Source organism: Aeromicrobium sp. 636 (assembly GCF_024433585.1).
GTDB classification, from domain to species: Bacteria; Actinomycetota; Actinomycetes; order Propionibacteriales; family Nocardioidaceae; genus Aeromicrobium; species Aeromicrobium senzhongii.
Genome location: NZ_WNJU01000004.1, coordinates 1 through 20,334, shown reverse-complemented (window position 1 = coordinate 20,334; position 20,334 = coordinate 1). Strand labels below are relative to the sequence as shown.

Below are 20,334 nucleotides of genomic sequence, written 5' to 3'. Positions count from 1 at the left end.
GAGGGCGCACGCTCTCGGCCGGGTCATGGGCTCCAGCCCACCATCCGAGCAAGGAAGGGCTCCACGTGAGCAGCACGACCGAACCACGACCGCGCACCACGCCGCCGCAGCGTCCGGGCGACCGGGTCTTCGCCGGCCTGTCCCGCGGCGCCGCCCTGCTGATCCTGGCCACCCTGGCCGGGGTCGCGATCTTCTTGGCCATCCGTGGCCTGCCGGGCATCACGGCGTCGCCGGACGAGGTCAAGTACGGCACATCGTTCCTGCCCTACGTCGGTCCCCTGGTCTTCGGCACGCTCTGGGCCGCCGCGCTGGCACTGCTGATGGCGACGCCCGTCGCCATCGGCGTCGCGCTGTTCATCAGCCACTACGCACCGCGCCGCCTCGCCGCACCGATCGGCTACGTGATCGACCTGCTCGCGGCTGTGCCCAGCGTCGTCTACGGCGCCTGGGGCATGGTGACGCTGGCCGGGGCGATGCAGCCGGTCTACGCGTGGCTGGAGGAGCACCTCGGGTTCATCCCGCTGTTCGCCGGCCCGGCGTCCGCCACGGGCCGCACGATCCTGACGGCCGCGCTCGTGCTGGCGATCATGGTGCTGCCGATCATGACCGCGATCTGCCGCGAGATCTTCCTGCAGACGCCCCGTCTGCACGAGGAGGCGGCGCTCGCCCTGGGCGCCACGCGCTGGGAGATGACCACGATGGCGGTCCTGCCGTACGCCCGGTCCGGCATCGTCTCGGCCGCCATGCTGGCCCTGGGCCGCGCCCTCGGCGAGACGATGGCGGTCGCCATGGTCCTGTCGGCCTCGGGCGTCGTCACCCTCAACCTGATCAGCTCGACGAACCCGTCCACGATCGCGGCCAACATCGCGCACAGCTTCAAGGAGGCCAGCGGCCTCACCGTCAACGGCCTGATCGCGACCGGCCTGGTGCTGTTCGTGATCACGTTCGCCGTCAACTTCGCGGCGCGGGCCATCGTGAACCGCCGCAAGGACTTCTCCGGAGCCAACTGATGACGACGACCCTGACCCGCCCCGCCACCACCGGCCTCGGTGCCGACCTGCGCGGCCGCCGCCTGCCCACGTGGGGACCGCCCGTCCTGTGGACCCTCGCCGCCGTCACGGCACTGGCGGGCTTCCTCACCCCGCTGGGGGCCGTCCGCGGCATCCTGCTGGCCTGGTGCGTCGCCGCGATCGTGCCCGTGTGGTCGACGGTCGTGGAGGGACGCCGCAAGGCCACCGACCGCCTGGTCACGCACCTGGTCGCGAGCGCCTTCGTGCTGGCCCTCATCCCGCTGGTGAGCATCCTGATCACGGTGGTCGGCAAGGGCACCAGCGCGCTCTCGGCGGAGTTCTTCAGCTACTCGATGCGCAATGTCGTCGGCGAGGGCGGCGGGATCTACCACGGGATCATCGGCACGCTGCTGATCACCGGCGCTGCCGCCGTGATCTCGGTGCCGATCGGGCTCTTCACCGCGATCTACCTGATCGAGTACGGCAACGACAGCCGGCTCGCGTCGGCGATCCGGTTCCTGGTCGACGTCATGACGGGCATCCCGTCGATCGTCGCGGGCCTGTTCGCCTACTCGCTGTTCGTGCTCTTCTTCGGCGAGGGCGTGCGGCTGGGCATCGGCGGCTCGGTGGCGCTGTCCGTGCTGATGATCCCCGTGGTCGTCCGCTCGTGCGAGGAGATGCTCAAGCTGGTCCCGAACGAGCTGCGCGAGGCCTCCTACGCGCTCGGCGTGCCCAAGTGGCGCACCGTCGTGAAGGTGGTCCTGCCGACCGCTCTGGCCGGCATCGTCACCGGCATCACGCTGGCGATCGCCCGGGTCATCGGCGAGACCGCGCCGCTGCTGATCATCGCCGGCATGACCGACTCGGTGAACTTCAACCTCTTCGACGGCCGCATGCAGACACTGCCGGTCTTCACCTACTCGGCGCTGATGAACCCCGGCGTCCCGGCCGAGCCGAGCATCGAACGCGCCTGGGGCGCGGCGCTCGTGCTGCTGCTGATCGTCATGGCGCTCAACCTCGTCGCGCGCCTCGTCTCCCACTTCTTCTCGCCGCAGGGCGAGCGCTGACCTCCCGGAAGGACCCCACCATGGCCAAGAGCATCGACGTCACCGACCTGAGCATCTACTACTCGGACTTCCTCGCCGTGCAGGACGTCAACATCACCATCCCCGCCCGCGCCGTCACGGCGTTCATCGGCCCGTCCGGTTGCGGCAAGTCGACCTTCCTGCGCTCGCTCAACCGCATGCACGAGGTCATCCGGGGCGCCCACGTCGAGGGCAAGGTCCTGGTCGACGGCGAGGACCTCTACGCGCCCGAGATGGACCCGGTGAACGTCCGCCGCAAGATCGGCATGGTGTTCCAGCGGCCCAACCCGTTCCCCACAATGTCGATCTCGGAGAACGTGCTGGCGGGCCAGCGACTGAACAGCAAGCGGATGAAGAAGTCCGAGGCCGACGACATCGTCGAGCAGTCGCTGCGCAGCGCGGGCCTGTGGGCCGAGGTGAAGGACCGGCTGGACCGCCCCGGCTCGGGGCTCTCGGGCGGACAGCAGCAGCGGCTGTGCATCGCGCGCGCCATCGCGGTCGAGCCCGAGGTCCTGCTGATGGACGAGCCCTGCTCGGCGCTGGACCCGATCTCGACCAGCGTGATCGAGGACCTGATCCACGAACTCAAGACCGACTACACGATCGTGATCGTCACCCACAACATGCAGCAGGCGGCGCGGGTCTCGGACCAGACGGCGTTCTTCAACCTGGCCGGCGTGGGCCAGCCGGGCCGGCTGGTCGAGCTGGGGCCGACGGAGAAGATGTTCGCCAACCCCGACGACCCCGCGACCGAGGCCTACATCCAGGGCCGCTTCGGCTGATCCGTCAGCCGTGCGCTCCTCGCCATGGCGAGGAGCGCAGCGACGAGGGGCCGGGCCGGCCGAGCTCTGCGGAGCCGGGAGTGAGCGCGAAGCGAAGCGAGCGCGCTCGGCCCGTCAAGGCAGGAACGGACGGGCGACGAAGTAGAACACGGCAGCGACCAGGGCGGCGGCGGGCATGGTGACCACCCAGGCGACGACGATGCCCTTGGCCACGCCCCACCGGACGGCGCTGAAGCGCTTGGTGGCGCCCGCACCCATGATCGCCGAGGTGATCGTGTGCGTCGTCGAGACCGGAGCGTGCAGGCCGATCGCCATGACGTAGAGGACGCTGGCGGCCGTGGCCTCGGCAGCGAAGCCCTTCGGCGGATCGAGCTCGATGATGCGCCGGCCGAGCGTGCGCATGATGCGCCAACCACCGGAGTACGTGCCCGCGGCGATCGCGCTGGCCGCGGCGACGATGACCCACAGGGGCACGTCGTCCCCGGTGTGGAAGCCACCGGCCACGAGAGCGAGCACGATGATGCCCATCGTCTTCTGGGCGTCCTGCAGGCCGTGGCCCAGCGCCATGCCCGCGGCCGAGACCGTCTGCGCATGCCGGAATCCGCGGTTGATGCGTGACGGCATGGCACGGCGGAAGATCCACATGAGGGCGGTCATCAGGCCGAAGGCCAGCATGAAGCCCAACGCCGGACTCAGCACCATCGGGATCGCGACCTTGTCGATGATCGTGTCCCAGTGCACGACGGTCGAGGACGCCAGACCGGCACCGACGATGCCGCCGATCAGGGCGTGCGAGGACGACGAGGGGATGCCGAAGTACCACGTGATGAGGTTCCAGGTGATCGCGCCGACGAGTGCCGCCAGGACGATCGTCAGCGCATGGGCCCGGTCGGCATCGGTGACGCTGTTGAGCCCATCGATGTCGATGATGCCTTGGATCGTCTTGGCGACCTCGACACCCAGCCAGGCACCGACGAAGTTCAGGACGGCCGCCATCGCCAGTGCCACGCGGGGCGTGAGGGCGCGCGTCGACACCGAGGTGGCGATCGCGTTGGCGGCGTCGTGGAAACCGTTCGTGTAGTCGAACACGAGGGCGATCACGACGACCGTGATCACCATGACGGTGACGAGGTCCACTCAGGACTCCTTGACCGCGATCTGCTCCACCGTGTTGGCCACAGATTCGAGCGCGTCGATCGCGTGCTCGACCGCTTCCACGATGTCCTTGAGCTTGAGCACCTGCATCGCCTTGTAGTTGCCGTCGAACAGGTCGGCGAGCATGCGGCGGTGGTTGCGGTCGCCCTCGTTCTCGAGGCGGTTGATCTCGATCCAGAACTCCTCGAGATCCTTCATCGTCCGCAGTCGGGGCATGGCCTCGGCGGTGACGTTGGCGGCGGTCTGGAGCACCTGGATCTGGGCAGCCATGGCCTCGGGGAACTCGGTCACGCCATAGAGGGCCGTGCTGTCGACGACCTCCTCCATGTAGTCCATGACGTCGTCGAGACCACTGGCCAGGGCGTAGATGTCCTCACGGTCGAACGGGGTGATGAACGTGCTGTTCACCAGCTTGATGATCGCGTGGGTGGTGTCGTCGGCCGCGTGCTCGGCGTCGTTCATCTGAGCGGCGAGGGCGGTCTTGTCGGTCTCGGGGTCGAGGATCCGCGCAACGATGGCGGCACCCGCCACCAGATGGTTGGCCGACTCGGTGAACAGGTCGTAGAACGTGGACTCGACCGGTCGAATGCGAAAACGCACGCGTGGGCTCCTCGGAAGGGGGCGGGCAGACTCTCTCATCGTAGGCGCTCAGCAGAACACGCCGTCAACCGAGGCGGTCAGGGGCGCGGATCGACGCCCAGGAGGACGTCGATCTCCGCTTGGCTGAGCGGGGCCGCGGCACCCGACGCGGCGATCATGAGACGAGAGGTCAACTCGATCTCGGCCAGCGCAGCATCATCGCGCAGCCGGTCGTCGAGCGGCTCGCTCATGCGTTCGCCGGGGGGGTACAGGGCCACATTCCGAGAGTACGCGGATGTGAAGGGGAGCCGAAGCCGCGCGAGCAAAACCGCCCGATGGAACTATGCGCGCTGGCCGCTGCGGACCTCAGTCGACCCACACCCGGGCGTTGCGGAACATCCGCAGCCACGGACTCTCCGCGGAGAGGTCCCCGGCCGTCCAGGACATCTGCACGTTGCGCTGCACCCGCTCGGCGTGCGGCATGATCGCCGTGAACCGACCGTCGGGGGTCGTCACGGCGGTGAGTCCGTCGGGCGACCCGTTCGGGTTGGCGGGGTACTCGGTGGCGACCTGCCCCTGCACGTCGACGAACCGCGCCGCGCGGTGCACCGTCTCGGCGTCGCCGCGCACCGAGAAGTTCGCGAACCCCTCGCCGTGCGCGACCGCGATCGGCACCTTCGACCCGGCCATGCCGGAGAAGAAGATCGACGGCGAGTCCAGGACCTCGACCAGCGCGAGCCGCGCCTCGTACTGCTCCGAGACGTTGCGCGTGAACCGCGGCCACGCCTCGGCGCCGGGGATCAGGTCGGCGAGCGCCGCGAACATCTGGCACCCGTTGCAGATGCCGATGCCGAAGGTGTCGGGCCGGGAGAAGAAGCCGGCGAACGCCTCGGTCAGGGCCGGGTTGAACAACACGGACCGGGCCCAGCCCTCACCGGCGCCCAGGGTGTCGCCGTAGGAGAACCCGCCGCAGGCGGCCAGGCCGACCACGTCGGACAGGTCGAACCGGCCGGACTGCAGGTCGGTCATGTGCACGTCGTACGTGTCGAAGCCGGCGCGGTCGAAGCCGTACGCCGTCTCGACGTGGGAGTTGACGCCCTGCTCACGCAGGATCGCCACCCGGGGGCGCGCGCGGCCCACGAGGTACGGGGCCGACACGTCGTCCGTCGGGTCGAAGGTCGTCTCGAGGGTCAGCAGCGGCTCGGGCGCGCCGATCGAGGCGTGCTCGGCGTCGGCGCACTCGGGGTTGTCGCGCAGCCGGGAGATGCGCCACGAGACCTCGTCCCACGTCTGCGCCAGCTCGGTCAGCGACTCCTCGAGCCCCAGGCCCGGGACGCGGACGAGCCGGTCGGTCGTCGACGTGCCGACGCGCCGCGTCAGCTCACCGAGGCCGTGCCGGGCGAGCAGTTCCGTCGCCTCGTCCACACGGGCCGCCGGAACGGCCAGGACCGCGCCGAGTTCCTCGCTGAACAGTGCGGCCAGGTCGTCGACGTCGAGGTCGACACCCACGCCGCCGGCGAACGCCATCTCGCACACGGCTGCCCACAGGCCTCCGTCGGAGCGGTCGTGGTACGCCTGCAGCAGGCCGGCCCTCCGCAGCGCGTTGACGCCGTCGACGAGGGACACGAGGCGGGCGGGATCGTCCAGGTCGGGCACCCGGCCTCCGAACTCGCCACGCACCTGCGCCAGCATCGACCCGCCCAACCGGTTGCGGCCGGCGCCCAGGTCGACCAGCAGCAGCGCCGCGTCGGCGGGCAGCTCGGGTGTGGCCGTGCCACGTACGTCGGGCAGCGCGGCGAACGCGGTGACGACGAGCGAGACGGGCGCCGTGACCTGCTTGTCCTCGCCGGACTCGTCGGTCCAGCGGGTCCGCATCGACAGGGAGTCCTTGCCGACCGGCACGGAGATGCCCAGTGCGGGGCACAGCTCCATCGCGACGGCGTGGACCGTGTCGTAGAGGGCGGCGTCCTCGCCGTCCTCGCCGCAGGCGGCCATCCAGTTGCACGACAGCTTGACGCCCGGCAGGTCGATGGGGGCGGCGAGCAGGTTCGTGATCGCCTCGCCCACGGCCATCCGGCCCGAGGCGGGCGCGTCGACCGCGGCCAGCGGGGTGCGCTCGCCGCTGGCCATGGCCTCGCCGCTGAAGCCCACGTGGTCGGCGAGCGTCACGGCCACGTCCGCGACCGGCACCTGCCACGGACCGACCATCTGGTCACGGTGGGTCAACCCGCCGACCGTGCGGTCGGCAATCGTGACCAGGAAGCGCTTGGAGGCGACCGACGGGTGCCGCAGGACCGCGTGGGCGGCCTCGCGCACGTCGATGCCCGCGAGATCGAGCTCCGCCGTGGAGCGCTCGACGCGGGCGGCGTCGCGCGTCATCTTCGGCGGCTTGCCCAGGAGCACCTCCAGCGGCATGTCGACGGGCGACTCGTCGGCCGGATCGGCGGCGGTCACCACGAGCTGGGCGTCGTCGCGGGCCACACCGACCACCGCGAAGGGACAGCGCTCACGCTCGGCCAGGGCCGCGAACCGCTCGAGGGACTCGGGCGCGATCGCCAGGACGTAACGCTCCTGGCTCTCGTTGCACCAGATCTCCTTCGGGGCCAGACCGGTCTCGAGGACGGGCACCGACGCCAGGTCGAAGGTCGCGCCGACACCCGCGTCGTCGACCAGCTCGGGGAACGCGTTCGAGAGTCCACCGGCGCCCACGTCGTGGATCGACAGGATGGGGTTGTCCTCACCCAGGGACCAGCAGTGGTTGATGACCTCCTGCGCCCGGCGCTCGATCTCGGGGTTGCCGCGCTGGACCGAGTCGAAGTCCAGCTCGGCGGCATTGGCGCCGGCGGCCTTCGACGAGGCCGCGCTGCCGCCCATGCCGATGCGCATGCCCGGACCGCCCAGCTGCACGAGCAGCGTGCCGCCGGGGAACGCGATCTTCTCGGTCATCTCGGCGCTGATCGACCCGAGACCGCCCGCGCTCATGATCGGCTTGTGATAGCCGCGGCGGACACCGTCGACGGTCTGCTCGTAGACCCGGAAGAAGCCGCCCAGTCCGGGCCGGCCGAACTCGTTGTTGAACGCGGCGGCGCCGATCGGGCCCTCGGTCATGATGTCGAGCGGGCTGGCGATGTGCTCGGGCCGGCCGTACTGCTCGGTCTCCCACGGCTCGTCCGTGCCGGGCAGGTGCAGGTTGGAGACGACGAAGCCGGTCAGTCCCGCCTTGGGCTGCGACCCGCGGCCCGTCGCCCCCTCGTCGCGGATCTCGCCGCCGGCGCCCGTCGCGGCACCGGGGTACGGCGAGATGGCGGTCGGGTGGTTGTGGGTCTCGACCTTCATCAGGACGTGGACCTCGTCCTCGCGCGCGGTGTAGCGGCTGGGCCGGTCGGCGGACTCGGGCAGCCAACGCGTGGCCGGGCCGCCCTGCATGATCGAGGCGTTGTCCTTGTAGGCGACGACGGTGCCGTGGCCCGCCACCTGCTCGGTGTGCCGGATCATCGCGAACAGCGAGCGGTCCTGGGGCTCGCCGTCGACGACGAAGTCCGCGTTGAAGATCTTGTGGCGGCAGTGCTCGGAGTTCGCCTGGGCGAACATCATCAGCTCGACGTCGGTGGGGTTGCGGCGCAGGTCGCCGAAGGACTCGACGAGGTAGTCGATCTCGTCGTCGGACAGGGCCAGACCGAACTCGGTGTTCGCCTGCTCGAGCGCCGCGCGGCCGCCGCCGAGCACGTCGATGCGCTGCATCGGCTCGGCCTCGCGCTCGTCGAAGAGATCAGCCGCCGCCTCGCGGGAGGTCAGCGCGGTCTCGGTCATCCGGTCGTGCAGCACGTCCGCGCAGGCGCGCAGCTGCTCGGCGGTCGGCTCGGCGCCGGTCAGGGTGTACTCGGTGACCCGCTCGACGCGGCGCACGTCGATGCCGCAGTTGTGCACGATGTCGGTGGCCTTGCTGGACCACGGCGAGATCGTGCCCAGGCGCGGTCCCACGACGACGAGGGTGCCGTCGGGTCCGCCCTCGGCCGGGTCGCCGTAGTCGAGCAGCCGCGAGAGGGTCTCGACGACGGCCGCGTCCAACGGCCTCTCACTGGCGATCCAGTGGACGTGACGGGCGCGGACGCCGGTCAGCCCGGGGGCCACCTCCTGCAGACGGGACAGCAGGGCACGGGCTCGGAAGGGCGAGAGAGCATTGCCGCCCTCGACCACGGTGAGTTCGACGTCGCGCGACACGCGCCCAGCCTAGTGGCCCGCCGAACCGGTCCCGAGGGGCGTCCGAACCGGTCCCGAGGGGCGTCGTCCGGCTCTTGCGGGTCCGCGACCGGGGTGCGATGGTCGACCCATGACCGACGCCGCCGTCGAGGTCCGGGAACTCGTCGTCCAGCGTGGCGGCCGGACGGTGCTCGACGGCTTGGATCTGACGATTCCCGCCGGTCGGATCACCGGACTGCTCGGGCCGAGCGGCTGCGGCAAGTCCACGCTCATCCGCTCACTGGCGGGCGTCCAGGTCGTGCGGTCGGGCACCGTGGACGTGCTGGGCGAGCCCGGCGGATCGCCGCTCAACCGGCGTCGCGTGGGCTACGTGACCCAGGCCAGCTCGGTGTACGACGACCTCACCGTGACCCAGAACCTGGCCTACTTCGCCGCGATCCACGCCGTGGGAGCCGATCGCATCGATGAGGTCCTCGAGTCGGTCGACCTGGCCGACCGCCGCCACCAGCTGACCCGCGACCTCTCGGGCGGCCAGCGGGCCCGGGTGTCGCTGGCGGCGGCACTGCTGCCGTCGCCGGACGTGTACCTGCTCGACGAGCCGACGGTCGGGCTCGACCCCGTGCTGCGCCGCGACCTGTGGCGGATGTTCGCCGAGCTCGCGCAGGCCGGGGCCACGCTTCTGGTCTCCAGCCACGTGATGGACGAGGCCGATCGCTGCGACGAGGTCCTGCTGATGCGGGAGGGCCGGATCATCGCCCACGACACTCCCGACGGCCTGCGAGCGGCGACCGGGACGACGGACATCGAGTCGGCCTTCCTGGCCCTGGCGACGTCGGACGAGCCGTGAGCGGCGCCCTCGCCACGGCTCTCCGCGTGGTGTGGCAGCTGCGCCACGACCCCCGCAGCGTCGTGATGCTGCTGCTCCTGCCCACGATCCTGCTGCTGTTGTTCCGGTACGTCTTCGACCACCAGCCGGAGGTGTTCGCGCGGGTCGGTCCCCAGATGCTGGCACTCTTCCCGTTCATCCTGATGTTCCTCATCACGAGCGTCACGATGGTGCGCGAGCGCACGTCCGGCACGCTCGAGCGGTTGCTGACGACGCCGCTGCCTCGCGGTGGGCTGATCGGCGGCTACGCGCTGGCGTTCAGCCTGGTCGCCCTGGTGCAGTCGGCGATCAGCCTCGCCGTCGGGCAGTGGGCGCTGGACCTGGGGCTCGATCGGCCCTGGGAGGGCCTGGTCTTCGCGATCCTCGGATCGGTGGTCGGCACCGCGCTCGGCCTGCTCGCGTCGGCATTCGCCCGCACGGAGTTCCAGGCGGTCCAGTTCATGCCGCTGGCGATCATCCCGCAGATCCTCGTGTGCGGGCTGCTCGTGCCGGTCGACCAGATGCCCGACGTGCTGCGGTGGCTCTCGGTCGTCATGCCGCTGACCTACGCGACCGACGCCTTCACCTCGCTGGCCGCCGGCGAGACCTCCGGCGAGCGCGTCACGGACCTGCTGGTCCTCATCGCCTTCGCGATCGGGTCCGTGGCGCTCGCGTCACTGACGCTGCGTCGCCGCACGCCCTGACTAGCGGGCGGCGAGGGCGATCGCCAGCAGCAGGCAGCTCACGAACGAGACGGGGACGACCCACAGCGCCAGGAAGAACAGCGTGATCGTGGTGCCGATCTTGGGCGGGAAGAACCAGCGTGCGCGGGGCAGGTCGTTCGCTCCCTGCAGGACGCCCGGACCGACGCCCAGCCCGCGCCAGAGCCCCTTGAGCCGCGAGAACACCCGGGCCCCTCCCCCGGTGCCGGCCAACTGGCCCAGGGCCAGCCGCGCCTCTCCGACGTCGTCGCTCAGGGCCACCGCGACGCCCAACTCGGTTGCGAACTCCTGCTCGTCCTGTACGGCGGTCAGGATGCGGTTCCGCCGGAAGCCGAAGGCCGCGGAGATCGCCGCGCCCACGAGGGCCAGCACCCCGGCGGTCACCTTCAGCCAGGTGTCATCGGCGGCCAGGGCGATGACGGCCAGCCCGGCGATGAACGGCCAGGCCAGCACGAGGACGACCAGGGTCGGCCAGCGCAGCACACGGACCGCAAGCGTCAGCACCGCGGCGGCGTGGTTCGCGACCTCGAGCGTGTGGCCGTCCACGCGCCCGGCCATCGAGCCGACCGCCGCATTGACCCGACGTCCCGTGTTTCCGATGCCCATGACCCCAGCCTAGGAGGACGGTCGATGGACCCGGCTGAATCGCGGATCCGGCAGATGTACCTCGGAGTTACTTCAGAGGAGTATGGTGTGTGGTAACTCACAGTTCGCTGTGTTAGGTTACCGCGCAGCCAGTTCCCGTCCGCCGGTGTCCCACCCCGGCGGCCGCCATCCGAAAGGTGTCCCTCGTGACCCGTTCTTCCCTCGTGGCGCGCCGTGTCGCGCTACCCATCACCGCCGCGCTCGTCGGCGGCACCTTCGCCACCGTGGGCCTCGCGAGTCCCGCCCACGCCGCCGACGTCGCGCTCTCCAAGAACTTCAAGTACACCTGCAAGGTGACGGCCGGCAGCGACACCCCGCCGCTCAACCTCGGCACCCACGAGATCGACGTGGCCATCTCGACCACCGTCCCCACCACCGTGTACCCGGGCCAGACGATTCCCCAGCGTGCCGTCAAGATCACGCTGACGATGCCGGAGTTGCTCCGCAGCTCCACGGTCGGCCTGCTCAGTGGCACAGCCGCCTGGGGCGGCTCGACCGACGCTGCCCTGACCCTCACTACCGCCGGCAAGACGTCCTCGGTCCGGATCCCGAGCCTCTCCGCGCCCAGGACACCGATCCCGCAGGCTGCCGGCCAGCCGTGGAAGATCCCGGCCGCGGGCACCGTCCCGGCCATCAAGGCTCCGGCGTACACCACTGGCAGCGTCGCGCTCGGTGTGCCGGCGAGCTTCAGCATCGCGGCCTCGATCTACACCGAGCCCGAGGAGATGCCCGTCGAGACGGTGCCGTCGAGGTTGACCTGTGTCGGCCCTGCCGATCGTGCCCTGGGCTCGATCCGCGCGGTCAAGGCGCCGAACGTCGCGCCGAGGGCCCCCAGGACCGTCAAGGTCGTGACCAAGAAGAACAAGGCCAAGAACTTCGTCATCCGCGCGAAGGATGCCAACGGCGATCGCTTGACCTACAAGGTGGGCAAGGTCAAGAAGAAGGCCGGCAAGGTCAGCGGCAAGGGCCCGAAGTTCAAGTTCAAGCCCAAGAAGAACTTCAAGGGCAAGACCGCGTTCTACGTGTCCGTCCGCGACGGCAAGGGCGGAAGCGCGCGCGTGAAGGTCATCGTCACCGTCAAGAAGAAGTGACCCGGTCACACCACTGAAGGAGGGGGCGGGCGCCGCGAGGCGCTCGCCCCCTTCGTCTATTTCAGGAACTTCGAGGTGCTGCGGTCCTTCAGCAGTGCGCCGCCGGTCTGGCAGGTCGGGCAGTACTGCAGCGACGAGTCCGCGAAGACGACCTCGGCGATGGTGCCGCCACACACGTCGCACGTCTCGCCGGCCCGGCCGTGCACGCGCATCCGCTCGCGCTTGGCGTCCTTGAGGTCCGACGCCGGCTTGCCGTCGGCCGCCGCGACGGCGTCGGTCAGCACGGAGGTGACCGCCGACTCGAGCCGTCCGATCTCGTCCTCGTCGAGCTTCTCGGCGATCGCGAACGGCGACAGCCGCGCGGCGTGCAGGATCTCGTCGCTGTAGGCGTTGCCGATGCCCGCGATCACGGTCTGGTCGCGCAGCAGCCGCTTGACCTGCATCCGGCGTTGCAGCAGCGGGCGCAGGTCGAATCCCGGCCCCAGCGGGTCGGGTCCGAGCCGCGCGACACCGGGGACCTCCTGCGGGTCGCGCACGGCGTACACGGCCAGGCCCTTGCGGGTGCCCGCCTCGGTCAGGTCGAACCCCTCGTGCGGGCCGTCGCCGCGATCGACGCGCAGCCGCAGCGCGATGGGACCACCCATCTTCACCCGGGCGTCGCCGAAGTGGTCGCTCCAGCGCAACCAGCCGGCCTTGGCCAGGTGGATCACCAGGTGCAGGCCGTCGACGTCGATGTCGATGAACTTCCCGTGCCGGCGCACGGCCGAGACGGTCAGGCCCGCGAACGCCGAGACGGGCGGATCGTAGGTCTTGAGCACCGCGAAGGACGCGGGCTCGATCTCGGCGACGACGGCACCGTCGAGCTTCTCGCCCAGCCAGCGCACCAGCGCCTCGACCTCAGGCATCTCAGGCATGGCGCCAGCCTAGGAGTCTCAACCCCCGAACGTCAGCCACAGCAGAACCAGATTCAGCACCACGATCGCGCCGGCGGCCAGGACGGCCAGTGCCGTCGTCGCCCGGTGGTTGACGTACTCGCCCATGACGCCGCGTGACGACGTCAGCCAGACCAGCGGGACGACGGCGAACGGGATGCCCATCGACAGGACGACCTGCGAGACCACGAGGGCCCGGGTCGGATCGATCCCCAGCATCAGGATCACCAACGCCGGGACGAGCGTGATCAGGCGACGCGTCAGCGGCGACAGCGCCCACGGAGTGAGGCTGCGCATCACCTCGGCGCCGGCCGCGCTGCCGACGGACGTGGACGAGATGCCCGAGCCCAACAGGGCCACCGCGAACAGCAGCGCGACGCCGGCGCCGATCTCGCTGCCGATCAGCTCGTGCGCGCCGGCGATCGTGTCCGTGCCGGGCATGCCCTGCAGGTTCGCCGCCGCCATGAGCAGCAGACCGAGGTTCAGGACGCCCGCCAGGATCAGCGCCAGGACCACGTCGGCCCGGGTCGCGGCCAGCAACTCGCGGACGGACGAGTCCTCGCCGCGGCGTCCCAGCCGGTCCGCCGTGAGACTGGAGTGCAGGTACACCGCGTGCGGCATCACCGTGGCGCCGACGATGCCCGACGCCAGCAACACGCTCTCGGCGCCGTCGAACCGGGGCACCAGGCCTCCGGCCACGCCTGCGGCGGACGGAGGACCCACGACCAGCCCGGCGAGGAAGCCGACCGCGATCAGCAGCAGGAACCCGATGATCAGTCGCTCGAGGGCGCCCTGACCGCGCCGGTCACCGATGGTCAGGACGAGCATCGCGACCAGGGCCGTCAGTACCGCGCCGATCGGCAACGGCACGCCGAACAGCAGTTGGAAGGCGATCGCACCGCCGATGACCTCGGCCAGGTCGGTCGCGATCGCGATCCCCTCGGCCTGCAGCCAGTACAGGAACCGCGTGCGGGCCGAGACACGGCCGCCCACCTGGGCCGCCAGCGAACGCCTGGTCACCAGGCCCAGCTTCGCCGAGAGGTACTGCAGCAGGACCGCCATGAGATTGGCGAGAACGATGACCCAGACGAGCGTGTACCCGAACTGCGCCCCGGCGGTCAGGTTCGTCGCGACGTTGCCCGGATCGACGTACGCGACGGCGGCGATGAACGCCGGCCCCAGCAACGTGAGCCGACGACGGAGCAGGACGGTCACTCGGCCCGGAGGTCCTGGTACTCGGGGTGCTTCTCGATGAAGTGCTTGACGTAGGTGCAGTGGGCCCGGACCTTCTTGCCCCGCGACCGGACGTCGTCGAGGGCGTGTCCGACGAGCTTGCCGCCCAGTCCCCGGCCCTCGAAGCGCTCGTCGATCTCCGTGTGAGGGAAGACGACGACGTCGCCCTCGTCCCGTGCCACGGTGTGGCCGGCCACCGCGCCGTCGACCGTGATCTCGTACTGCTGCTCGGACGTGTTGTACGTGATGTCGACCGTCATGGGTCGACCTTGCCACACCAGGTGGCACGCCTCATCCCGCGTCAGGACCGCGCCGATCGCGCCGACCACCCGGGGGACAGCGCGCTCCCGCGCCCCGGCTTCCTGTCGTCGTTATGCTGGGCGGGTTGTCAAGCGGGAGGGGGACGCGCAGGTGAACACCGAGGACGTCGGGCTCGACGAGAGCCTGCGGCAGTGCCGTCGCGAGCTCGCGACGGTCCGGGAGCAGTACGAGGCGCAGGCCGAGAAGATCGCCGCCACGGAGCACGCCGAGAATCAGGCCGTGGCGATCTCGCGCGCCCTCGACAAGCACCTCACCCGCACCGAGTCCGTCGCCACCGGCCCCAAGGGCTGGCTCAAGCGACGCGTCCTGCCGAACGCCGCCACCCCACAGGAGCTGGCCGACGCCCGCGAGCTGCGCGCCTCGTCCCTCTTCGACGGCCCGTGGTACCTGCGCACGTATCCCGAGATCATCTCGACCGGCCTGAGCCCTGCACTGCACTACCTTCGCTTCGGTGTCGCCGAGGGCCGCGATCCGGGCCCGGAGTTCAGCACCAAGAACTACCTCGCCCGTCACCCCTTCGTGGTGCGCAGCAGGACGAACCCGCTCCTCAACCACCTCCGCACGCACCAGTGAGCGCCGAGGACCTGGCCGCGCTCGACGCGATGGGCGAGCGCGAGCGTCTCGCGGCGGAGATGGCGTTGGTCGAGCCCTACTTCGACGCCGACTACTACGTGGCCTCGCTGCCCGAGCTGCGTGAGCCCGTGACCGATCCGCTCGAGCACTTCTGCGAGACGGGCTGGCGGTTGCTGTTCGCGCCGAACCGCGACTTCGACATCTGGTGGTACTGGGCGTCCCACCTCGATCCGGCGGACGAGTCCGTCAACCCGCTGGTCCACTACGCACTCGTCGGCCGCGATCTGGGCCTGGCGACCAAGCCGCCGACGACGGCCCCGTCCGGCCCCGGGGCGGAGCTGCCCCACGACCGTCCCGTGCGCCGTGCCACCCTGTTCGCCGGCTTCGACGCCGAGGGCGTCGTCGACGAGGCCACGCTGATCCTCGTGCGTGAGCTGGCGCGCTTCAGCGACGTGTACTGCCTGTTCGACAGCTACCTGCCCGACAGCGAGCTGGCCAAGCTGCGCGAGGTCGCCACCGAGGCCTGGTCGGTCCGCCACGGCGCCTACGACTTCGGGTCGTACTCGATGCTCGCGCGCGACCTCGTCGGCTGGGACCGCCTGCAGGACTACGACGAGGTGCTGTTCGTCAACGACTCCTCGTACCTGCTGCGGCCGCTCGACGAAGTGTTCCGGCAGATGGACGCGGAGCGGTGCGACTGGTGGGGCCTGCAGGCCACGAAAGGCCTGGCCGCCACCAAGCACCTGCCGTCGAACCAGTTCACCGAGCCGATCCCCCTCGACGTCGTCCGCGACGAGATGCTGGCCCGGTACGAGGACGACCCCATCTACGACTTCCACCTGGCGTCGTACTTCTTGGTCTTCCGCCGGCCCGTCCTGGACGACCCGGTCTTCCGCCGGCTCGTCGACGGTGTCGTCCCCCAGCAGCGCAAGCGACTGATCATCCAGAAGTACGAGATCGGGCTGACCCGGTTGTTGATCGGGCGCGGCCACCGGTTCTCGACGTTCGTCCCCGCCCTGTACCCGTTCCATCCGGTTTACAGCTCGTGGGCCTTCGAGCTGATCGAACGCGGCTTCCCCTTCCTGAAGCGGTTCCTGCTCTACCAGAACCACTACGACGTCCCCGGCCTCGCGCACTGGAAGGACATCGTGCTCCGCCTGACCCCGGACGCGCCCGTGGAGGCTCTCGAGGCGAACCTGTGACGCACCGGTGCCGCCGACCGGCTGGCGCGGAGCTTCGCGGTCGAGCGCGGTGCCGACGGCGAGGTGCACGTGCCCGACTGGGACATGACGCCGCGCCGATTCGCCAAGCTCGACGCCGCCGCGTCGCGCGACATGCGCCAGTGGGCGTTCGTCGTCGACCGGGCGACCCACCTGCTGCCGGACAACAGCCGGGCGATCTTCGAGCACGTCGCCCACGACCCCTCCATCAAGAAGGTCATTCTGACCCGGTCGCGGCACGTGAGGCTCGCCGGCGAGAACGTCGAGGTCCACCCGGTCCTGAGCCCCGAGGGCCGACACGCGCTCATGCGCTCGGGCATCGTCCTGCTGGTCGAGCGCCCGATCCGGGCCGCCCAGGTCCGGGTCAGCACCGAGCGCCACCACGTGATCGCCGTCCGCCGTGGGCTGACCCTGCTGAAGTACAGCCGGACCGCGGCCTCGCCCCGGACACCCCCTGACCTGCAGCTCAGCCCGGAGGGCCCGCTGCAGATGCTGCACGAGGCTCCCACGCGGATCTTCGACGCCGTCCTGGCCTCCTCCGACGCCGACCAGCTTGCGGCCGTGGCGTCGAACTGGACCACCCGTTACGCCGACGCCTGGCGGACCGGGATCCCCGCGCACGACTTCCTGATCGGTGACGACCTCCCGGCCGACCTGCGCGAGCAGGAGGACCGGCTGCGCGAGGAACTGGCCGGACGGCGGCTCGTCCTGTTCTCGACGACCCTGCGTGGCACGGGCTCGAAGGCCGAGCCGTACCGCTTCAGCCCGGCGGAGGTCGACCGCATCGCGTCCGCCGTCGCATCAGCCGGGGCGGTTCTGGCCATCCGCGAGCCCATCACCGATCTGGAGCGCGCCTACACCCAAGCGTTCGGCGAGCACGCCCTCGACCTCTCAGAACTGCGATGGCCGAGCGTGCACGCCGTGCTACGGGCCACCGACGTGCTGCTGACCGACGTCGACGGTGCCGCCCTCGACTTCACGGTGACGGGCCGCCCCGTCATCAGCTTCGCTCACGACGCCGACGAGCTCTCCGACCGTTTGCTGTACGACCTCGACCACATGTTCCCCGGGCCGGTGTGCCGGGACACGTCGTCCCTCGTCGAGGCTCTCGAGCAGGCGTTGGACGACCCGACCACCACGCGGCAATACTCCCGGGTGCGCGACCTGCTGGTCGACCACCGCGACGGCCACAACACGCGCCGCGTCGTGGAGCGCCTGCTGGCCCTGACGCCGAAGGAGGTGCTCGCATGAGTCCTGAGCAGTTCCGGGCGGCGTGGTCGAGCTTCGTCGCGCAGTGGGACGCGACCCGGGCCACCGACCCCGCCGGGGCCCGCACCCTGGTGGATCGCGTGCTCGAGGAGGGCCTGACCGACCAGGACCCCGCCACGCCGGTGTCTCCCGACGTCGCCACCGCGTGCGAGATCGCCGTCATCAAGCGCGCCGACGCCCTCGACGTCGACTCCTACCGCCGCGTCCTCGCCGGGCAGAAGGGCGTCGACCGTTCGCCCTACAAGCACTTCTGCACCACCGGATGGAGACGGCTGGTCAATCCGCGGTCCGACTTCGACCTGTGGTGGTACTGGAACGAGCACCTCGATCCCCGCCGCGACGACATCAACCCCCTCGTCCACCACCTGGTACGGGGCCGTCACGACGGCCTGCCCACGCTGCCTCCCGAGGTGCAGCCGCGTCCGGCGACGACCTTCGCCGCCGGCACGCCCGTGCGCAGGGTCTGCCTCTTCGCCGCGTACGACGCCGACGGCATCGTCGACGACTATGTGGTCGACTACCTCACCGAGCTGTCGCGCCATGCCGACGTCTACTACCTGGCCGATTCCACGATGGCGGCGACCGAGCTGGCCAAGCTCTCGGAGGTGACGCTCGGGGCGTGGGCGATCAGGCACGGCGCCTACGACTTCGGCTCGTGGTCGATCCTCGCGCGCGACCTCGTCGGGTGGGACACGCTCGAGACGTACGACGAGTTGCTGTTGGCGAATGACAGTGCGTACCTCCTGCGGCCCCTCGACGAGGTCTTCGCCACCATGTCCGCCGCCCGCGCCGACTGGTGGGGCCTGCACGCCACCCGGCGCGCCTACGCGCGCGACCTCGGCGACGACCGGCCGCTCCCGCTCGCCGAGGCCAAGCAACGGTGGCGCACCGTCAATGAGATCGACCCCATCGACCACCTCCACCTGAGCTCCTACTTCCTGGCCTTCCGGCAGCCGGTGATCAGGGACGCCGGATTCCGGCGACGCCTCGACTCCGTCGCGCGTGAGACGGTGAAGTCGGTCGTCATCGTCAAGTACGAGGTGGGGCTCAGCCGGTACCTGATGGCACAGGGGTTCGACTTCGAGACGTTCGTCGACGGGCTCTACCCGTACCTGCCCGTCTACACGACCGACTACTGGACTCTGCTCGACCACGGCTTCCCCCTGCTCAAGCGCAACCTGATCTCCGAGAACCCCCGTCGCATGCCCGACCTGGCGGCGTGGAAGGAACAGGTCGCCCAGCGGGTGCCGAACGCCCGGACCGACACGTTCGAGCGCAACCTGCTGCGCGTGAGCGCCGACGACCGGCTCGCCCGCAGCCTCGCTGTGAAGTCACGCCCTGACGGCACCGTGGACTACGACGACCCACTGTCGTGGCCGCGCTTCCGCCGTGAGGACGAGTGGACCCCGAAGTTCGACCACTGGTGGGCGTTCCCGGTGTGCGCCTACGACCACACGTTGGCCGGCAACGAGCGTGCGGTGTTCGAGGAGGTCCGCGACGACCCGTCGATCAAGAAGATCATCCTGACCCGCTCGCGGCGGGTCGAGCTGTCCGGCGAGAACGTCGTGACCGTCCCGCTGATGAGCCGCGCCGGCCAGGAGTACCTGCTGCGGGCCGGCCAGATCTTCGTCAAGCACGGGCCCAGGGTCAACGCGCACTGGCCGTTGTCACCGCTCAGGCACAACTTCGTCAACCTGTGGCACGGGATTCCGCTCAAGCGATTCGGCTCGGCGACGGCCACGATCTCGCCCGAGTTGGAGCGGGCGCTGCTGCGCAACAACGGCGGCTCGCGGGCCGTGATCGCCTCCAGCCGCATGGACATGCTGGCGATGACGACGGCGTTCTGGCCGCTGTCCTACACCGAGGTCTGGAACACCGGACTGCCGCGGAACGACTACATCACCTGTGACGAGTCGCGGCTGCCCGCGGACCTCCTCGAGACGGAGCAGCGGCTGCGTGCCGAGGTGGGCGATCGTCGCTTGGTCATGTTCCTGCCGACGTTCAAGGACGGGCAGGCCGACGCCTACTACCGGTTCACCCCCGAGGACCTCGAGACGCTCGGAGCCTGGCTGGAGCGTCATCACGCCGTCCTGGGCGTGCGCGAGCACATGGCCGACACGGCGCGCACGTACTGGCACCAACTCGCAGCCTTGGGCGCGATCGACCTGTCGAGTCGGCGCTATCCCGACCTCGAGGTGCTCTACCGGGTGGCCTCCGGCCTGGTCAGCGACTACTCCAGCTGCCTGGTCGACTTCATGCTGACGGGCCGGCCGATGGCGAGTTTCGCCTACGACCTCGAGCACTACGCGAACGAGGAGCGTGGACTGTTCTACGACCTCGACCGCGTGCTGCCCGGCGCCGTGTGCCGCACCTTCGACGAACTGGCCACGGCTCTCGACGGGTTCTTCGAGGAGCCCGACCCCGCCACGGCCGACGAGTACGCCTGGCGCCGTCGGATCTTCCACGACCACCTCGATGCGGGGTCGGCCGCGCGGGTGGTCGAGAAGGTCCGGTCCCTGTACCTGCCGGACGACGCGTAGTCGTGACCGGCGGGGGGGGGGGGGGGGGGGGGGGGGGGGGGGGGGGGGGGGGGCGGGGGGGCGGGGGGGGGGGGGGGGGGGGGGGGGGGGGCCCCCCGCCGCCCCCCCCGCT

Annotated in this window: 18 protein-coding genes; 10 read left to right on the top strand and 8 right to left on the bottom strand. The window is 70.3% G+C overall.

Annotated elements, in window-relative coordinates; genetic code table 11:
• The first annotated feature begins 65 nt into the window (after window positions 1–65).
• From pstC to pstB, 3 genes are read left to right on the top strand one after another with little or no spacing between them, the layout of a single operon-like run.
• Complete coding sequence (gene pstC, locus GL325_RS12880; protein ID WP_187411686.1) at window positions 66–1,010, top strand: phosphate ABC transporter permease subunit PstC; 945 nt, start codon at window positions 66–68, stop codon at window positions 1,008–1,010.
• On the top strand, window positions 1,010–2,077 hold the full coding sequence (gene pstA, locus GL325_RS12875; RefSeq protein WP_154596006.1) for a phosphate ABC transporter permease PstA: 1,068 nt from the start codon (window positions 1,010–1,012) through the stop codon (window positions 2,075–2,077). Before pstC ends, pstA begins: the two co-directional genes overlap by 1 nt.
• Before the next feature lie 20 nt (window positions 2,078–2,097).
• Window positions 2,098–2,877 carry a phosphate ABC transporter ATP-binding protein PstB gene (pstB, locus tag GL325_RS12870; RefSeq protein WP_187769819.1) on the top strand — a complete coding sequence of 260 codons (780 nt, stop codon included), beginning with the start codon at window positions 2,098–2,100 and terminating at the stop codon, window positions 2,875–2,877.
• A gap of 114 nt (window positions 2,878–2,991) precedes the next feature.
• On the opposite strand, the gene GL325_RS12865 is transcribed toward pstB, so the two are convergent.
• From GL325_RS12865 to purL, 4 genes are all read right to left on the bottom strand, one after another.
• Window positions 2,992–4,014, bottom strand: a complete 1,023-nt coding sequence (locus tag GL325_RS12865) for an inorganic phosphate transporter (protein WP_304518640.1) — start codon at window positions 4,012–4,014, stop codon at window positions 2,992–2,994.
• Window positions 4,015–4,632: a DUF47 domain-containing protein gene (locus tag GL325_RS12860; protein WP_187411685.1), complete on the bottom strand. Its 618-nt coding sequence runs from the start codon at window positions 4,630–4,632 to the stop codon at window positions 4,015–4,017. It abuts the gene before it with no gap.
• Between the two features lie 77 nt (window positions 4,633–4,709).
• Window positions 4,710–4,889: a hypothetical protein gene (locus GL325_RS12855; protein ID WP_154596009.1), complete on the bottom strand. Its 180-nt coding sequence runs from the start codon at window positions 4,887–4,889 to the stop codon at window positions 4,710–4,712.
• An 88-nt stretch (window positions 4,890–4,977) separates the two neighbouring features.
• The gene (purL, locus tag GL325_RS12850; protein ID WP_187769818.1) at window positions 4,978–8,832 is read right to left on the bottom strand and encodes a phosphoribosylformylglycinamidine synthase; all 3,855 of its coding nucleotides are present in this window, start codon (window positions 8,830–8,832) and stop codon (window positions 4,978–4,980) included.
• Window positions 8,833–8,941: 109 nt separating this feature from the next.
• Between purL and GL325_RS12845 the strand changes: the two genes are divergently transcribed.
• On the top strand, window positions 8,942–9,658 hold the full coding sequence (locus GL325_RS12845) for an ABC transporter ATP-binding protein (RefSeq protein ID WP_187769817.1): 717 nt from the start codon (window positions 8,942–8,944) through the stop codon (window positions 9,656–9,658).
• Window positions 9,655–10,380, top strand: coding sequence for an ABC transporter permease (locus GL325_RS12840; RefSeq protein ID WP_187411683.1), 726 nt, complete (start codon window positions 9,655–9,657; stop codon window positions 10,378–10,380). Before GL325_RS12845 ends, GL325_RS12840 begins: the two co-directional genes overlap by 4 nt.
• On the opposite strand, the gene GL325_RS12835 is transcribed toward GL325_RS12840, so the two are convergent.
• Complete coding sequence (locus GL325_RS12835) at window positions 10,381–11,004, bottom strand: hypothetical protein (RefSeq protein ID WP_187769816.1); 624 nt, start codon at window positions 11,002–11,004, stop codon at window positions 10,381–10,383.
• A 185-nt stretch (window positions 11,005–11,189) separates the two neighbouring features.
• Between GL325_RS12835 and GL325_RS16030 the strand changes: the two genes are divergently transcribed.
• Window positions 11,190–12,134 (top strand): DUF6801 domain-containing protein, encoded by a 945-nt coding sequence (locus GL325_RS16030; protein WP_187769815.1) that lies wholly within the window; start codon window positions 11,190–11,192, stop codon window positions 12,132–12,134.
• Between the two features lie 56 nt (window positions 12,135–12,190).
• Here GL325_RS16030 and GL325_RS12825 read toward each other — a convergent pair whose 3' ends face one another.
• From GL325_RS12825 to GL325_RS12815, 3 genes are read right to left on the bottom strand one after another with little or no spacing between them, the layout of a single operon-like run.
• Complete coding sequence (locus tag GL325_RS12825) at window positions 12,191–13,048, bottom strand: Fpg/Nei family DNA glycosylase (RefSeq protein WP_187769814.1); 858 nt, start codon at window positions 13,046–13,048, stop codon at window positions 12,191–12,193.
• 18 nt (window positions 13,049–13,066) lie between these two features.
• Window positions 13,067–14,272: an Nramp family divalent metal transporter gene (locus GL325_RS12820; RefSeq protein WP_223111316.1), complete on the bottom strand. Its 1,206-nt coding sequence runs from the start codon at window positions 14,270–14,272 to the stop codon at window positions 13,067–13,069.
• A gap of 5 nt (window positions 14,273–14,277) precedes the next feature.
• A complete protein-coding gene (locus GL325_RS12815) occupies window positions 14,278–14,559 on the bottom strand; it encodes a GNAT family N-acetyltransferase (protein WP_154596014.1) in 282 nt (93 codons plus the stop codon).
• Window positions 14,560–14,710: 151 nt separating this feature from the next.
• Here GL325_RS12815 and GL325_RS12810 point away from each other — a divergent pair, with 151 nt between their 5' ends.
• The 4 genes from GL325_RS12810 (at window position 14,711) to GL325_RS12795 (ending at window position 20,222) form a co-directional block, all read left to right on the top strand.
• Window positions 14,711–15,193 carry a hypothetical protein gene (locus tag GL325_RS12810; protein WP_255499578.1) on the top strand — a complete coding sequence of 161 codons (483 nt, stop codon included), beginning with the start codon at window positions 14,711–14,713 and terminating at the stop codon, window positions 15,191–15,193.
• Window positions 15,190–16,395, top strand: coding sequence for a rhamnan synthesis F family protein (locus GL325_RS12805; RefSeq protein ID WP_187769812.1), 1,206 nt, complete (start codon window positions 15,190–15,192; stop codon window positions 16,393–16,395). Before GL325_RS12810 ends, GL325_RS12805 begins: the two co-directional genes overlap by 4 nt.
• A 69-nt stretch (window positions 16,396–16,464) precedes the next feature.
• The gene (locus GL325_RS12800; RefSeq protein ID WP_187769811.1) at window positions 16,465–17,664 is read left to right on the top strand and encodes a CDP-glycerol glycerophosphotransferase family protein; all 1,200 of its coding nucleotides are present in this window, start codon (window positions 16,465–16,467) and stop codon (window positions 17,662–17,664) included.
• On the top strand, window positions 17,661–20,222 hold the full coding sequence (locus GL325_RS12795; protein ID WP_187769810.1) for a CDP-glycerol glycerophosphotransferase family protein: 2,562 nt from the start codon (window positions 17,661–17,663) through the stop codon (window positions 20,220–20,222). The genes GL325_RS12800 and GL325_RS12795 overlap by 4 nt, the downstream gene beginning before the upstream one ends.
• Window positions 20,223–20,334: the final 112 nt, after the last annotated feature.

Coding starts and splice junctions, on each gene's coding strand:
- pstA (WP_154596006.1), top strand. CDS start 1,010: ATGACGACGACCCTGACCCGCCCCGCCACCACCGGCCTCGGTGCCGAC.
- pstB (WP_187769819.1), top strand. CDS start 2,098: ATGGCCAAGAGCATCGACGTCACCGACCTGAGCATCTACTACTCGGAC.
- GL325_RS12845 (WP_187769817.1), top strand. CDS start 8,942: ATGACCGACGCCGCCGTCGAGGTCCGGGAACTCGTCGTCCAGCGTGGC.
- GL325_RS12835 (WP_187769816.1), bottom strand. CDS start 11,004: ATGGGCATCGGAAACACGGGACGTCGGGTCAATGCGGCGGTCGGCTCG.
- GL325_RS12825 (WP_187769814.1), bottom strand. CDS start 13,048: ATGCCTGAGATGCCTGAGGTCGAGGCGCTGGTGCGCTGGCTGGGCGAG.
- GL325_RS12815 (WP_154596014.1), bottom strand. CDS start 14,559: ATGACGGTCGACATCACGTACAACACGTCCGAGCAGCAGTACGAGATC.
- GL325_RS12795 (WP_187769810.1), top strand. CDS start 17,661: ATGAGTCCTGAGCAGTTCCGGGCGGCGTGGTCGAGCTTCGTCGCGCAG.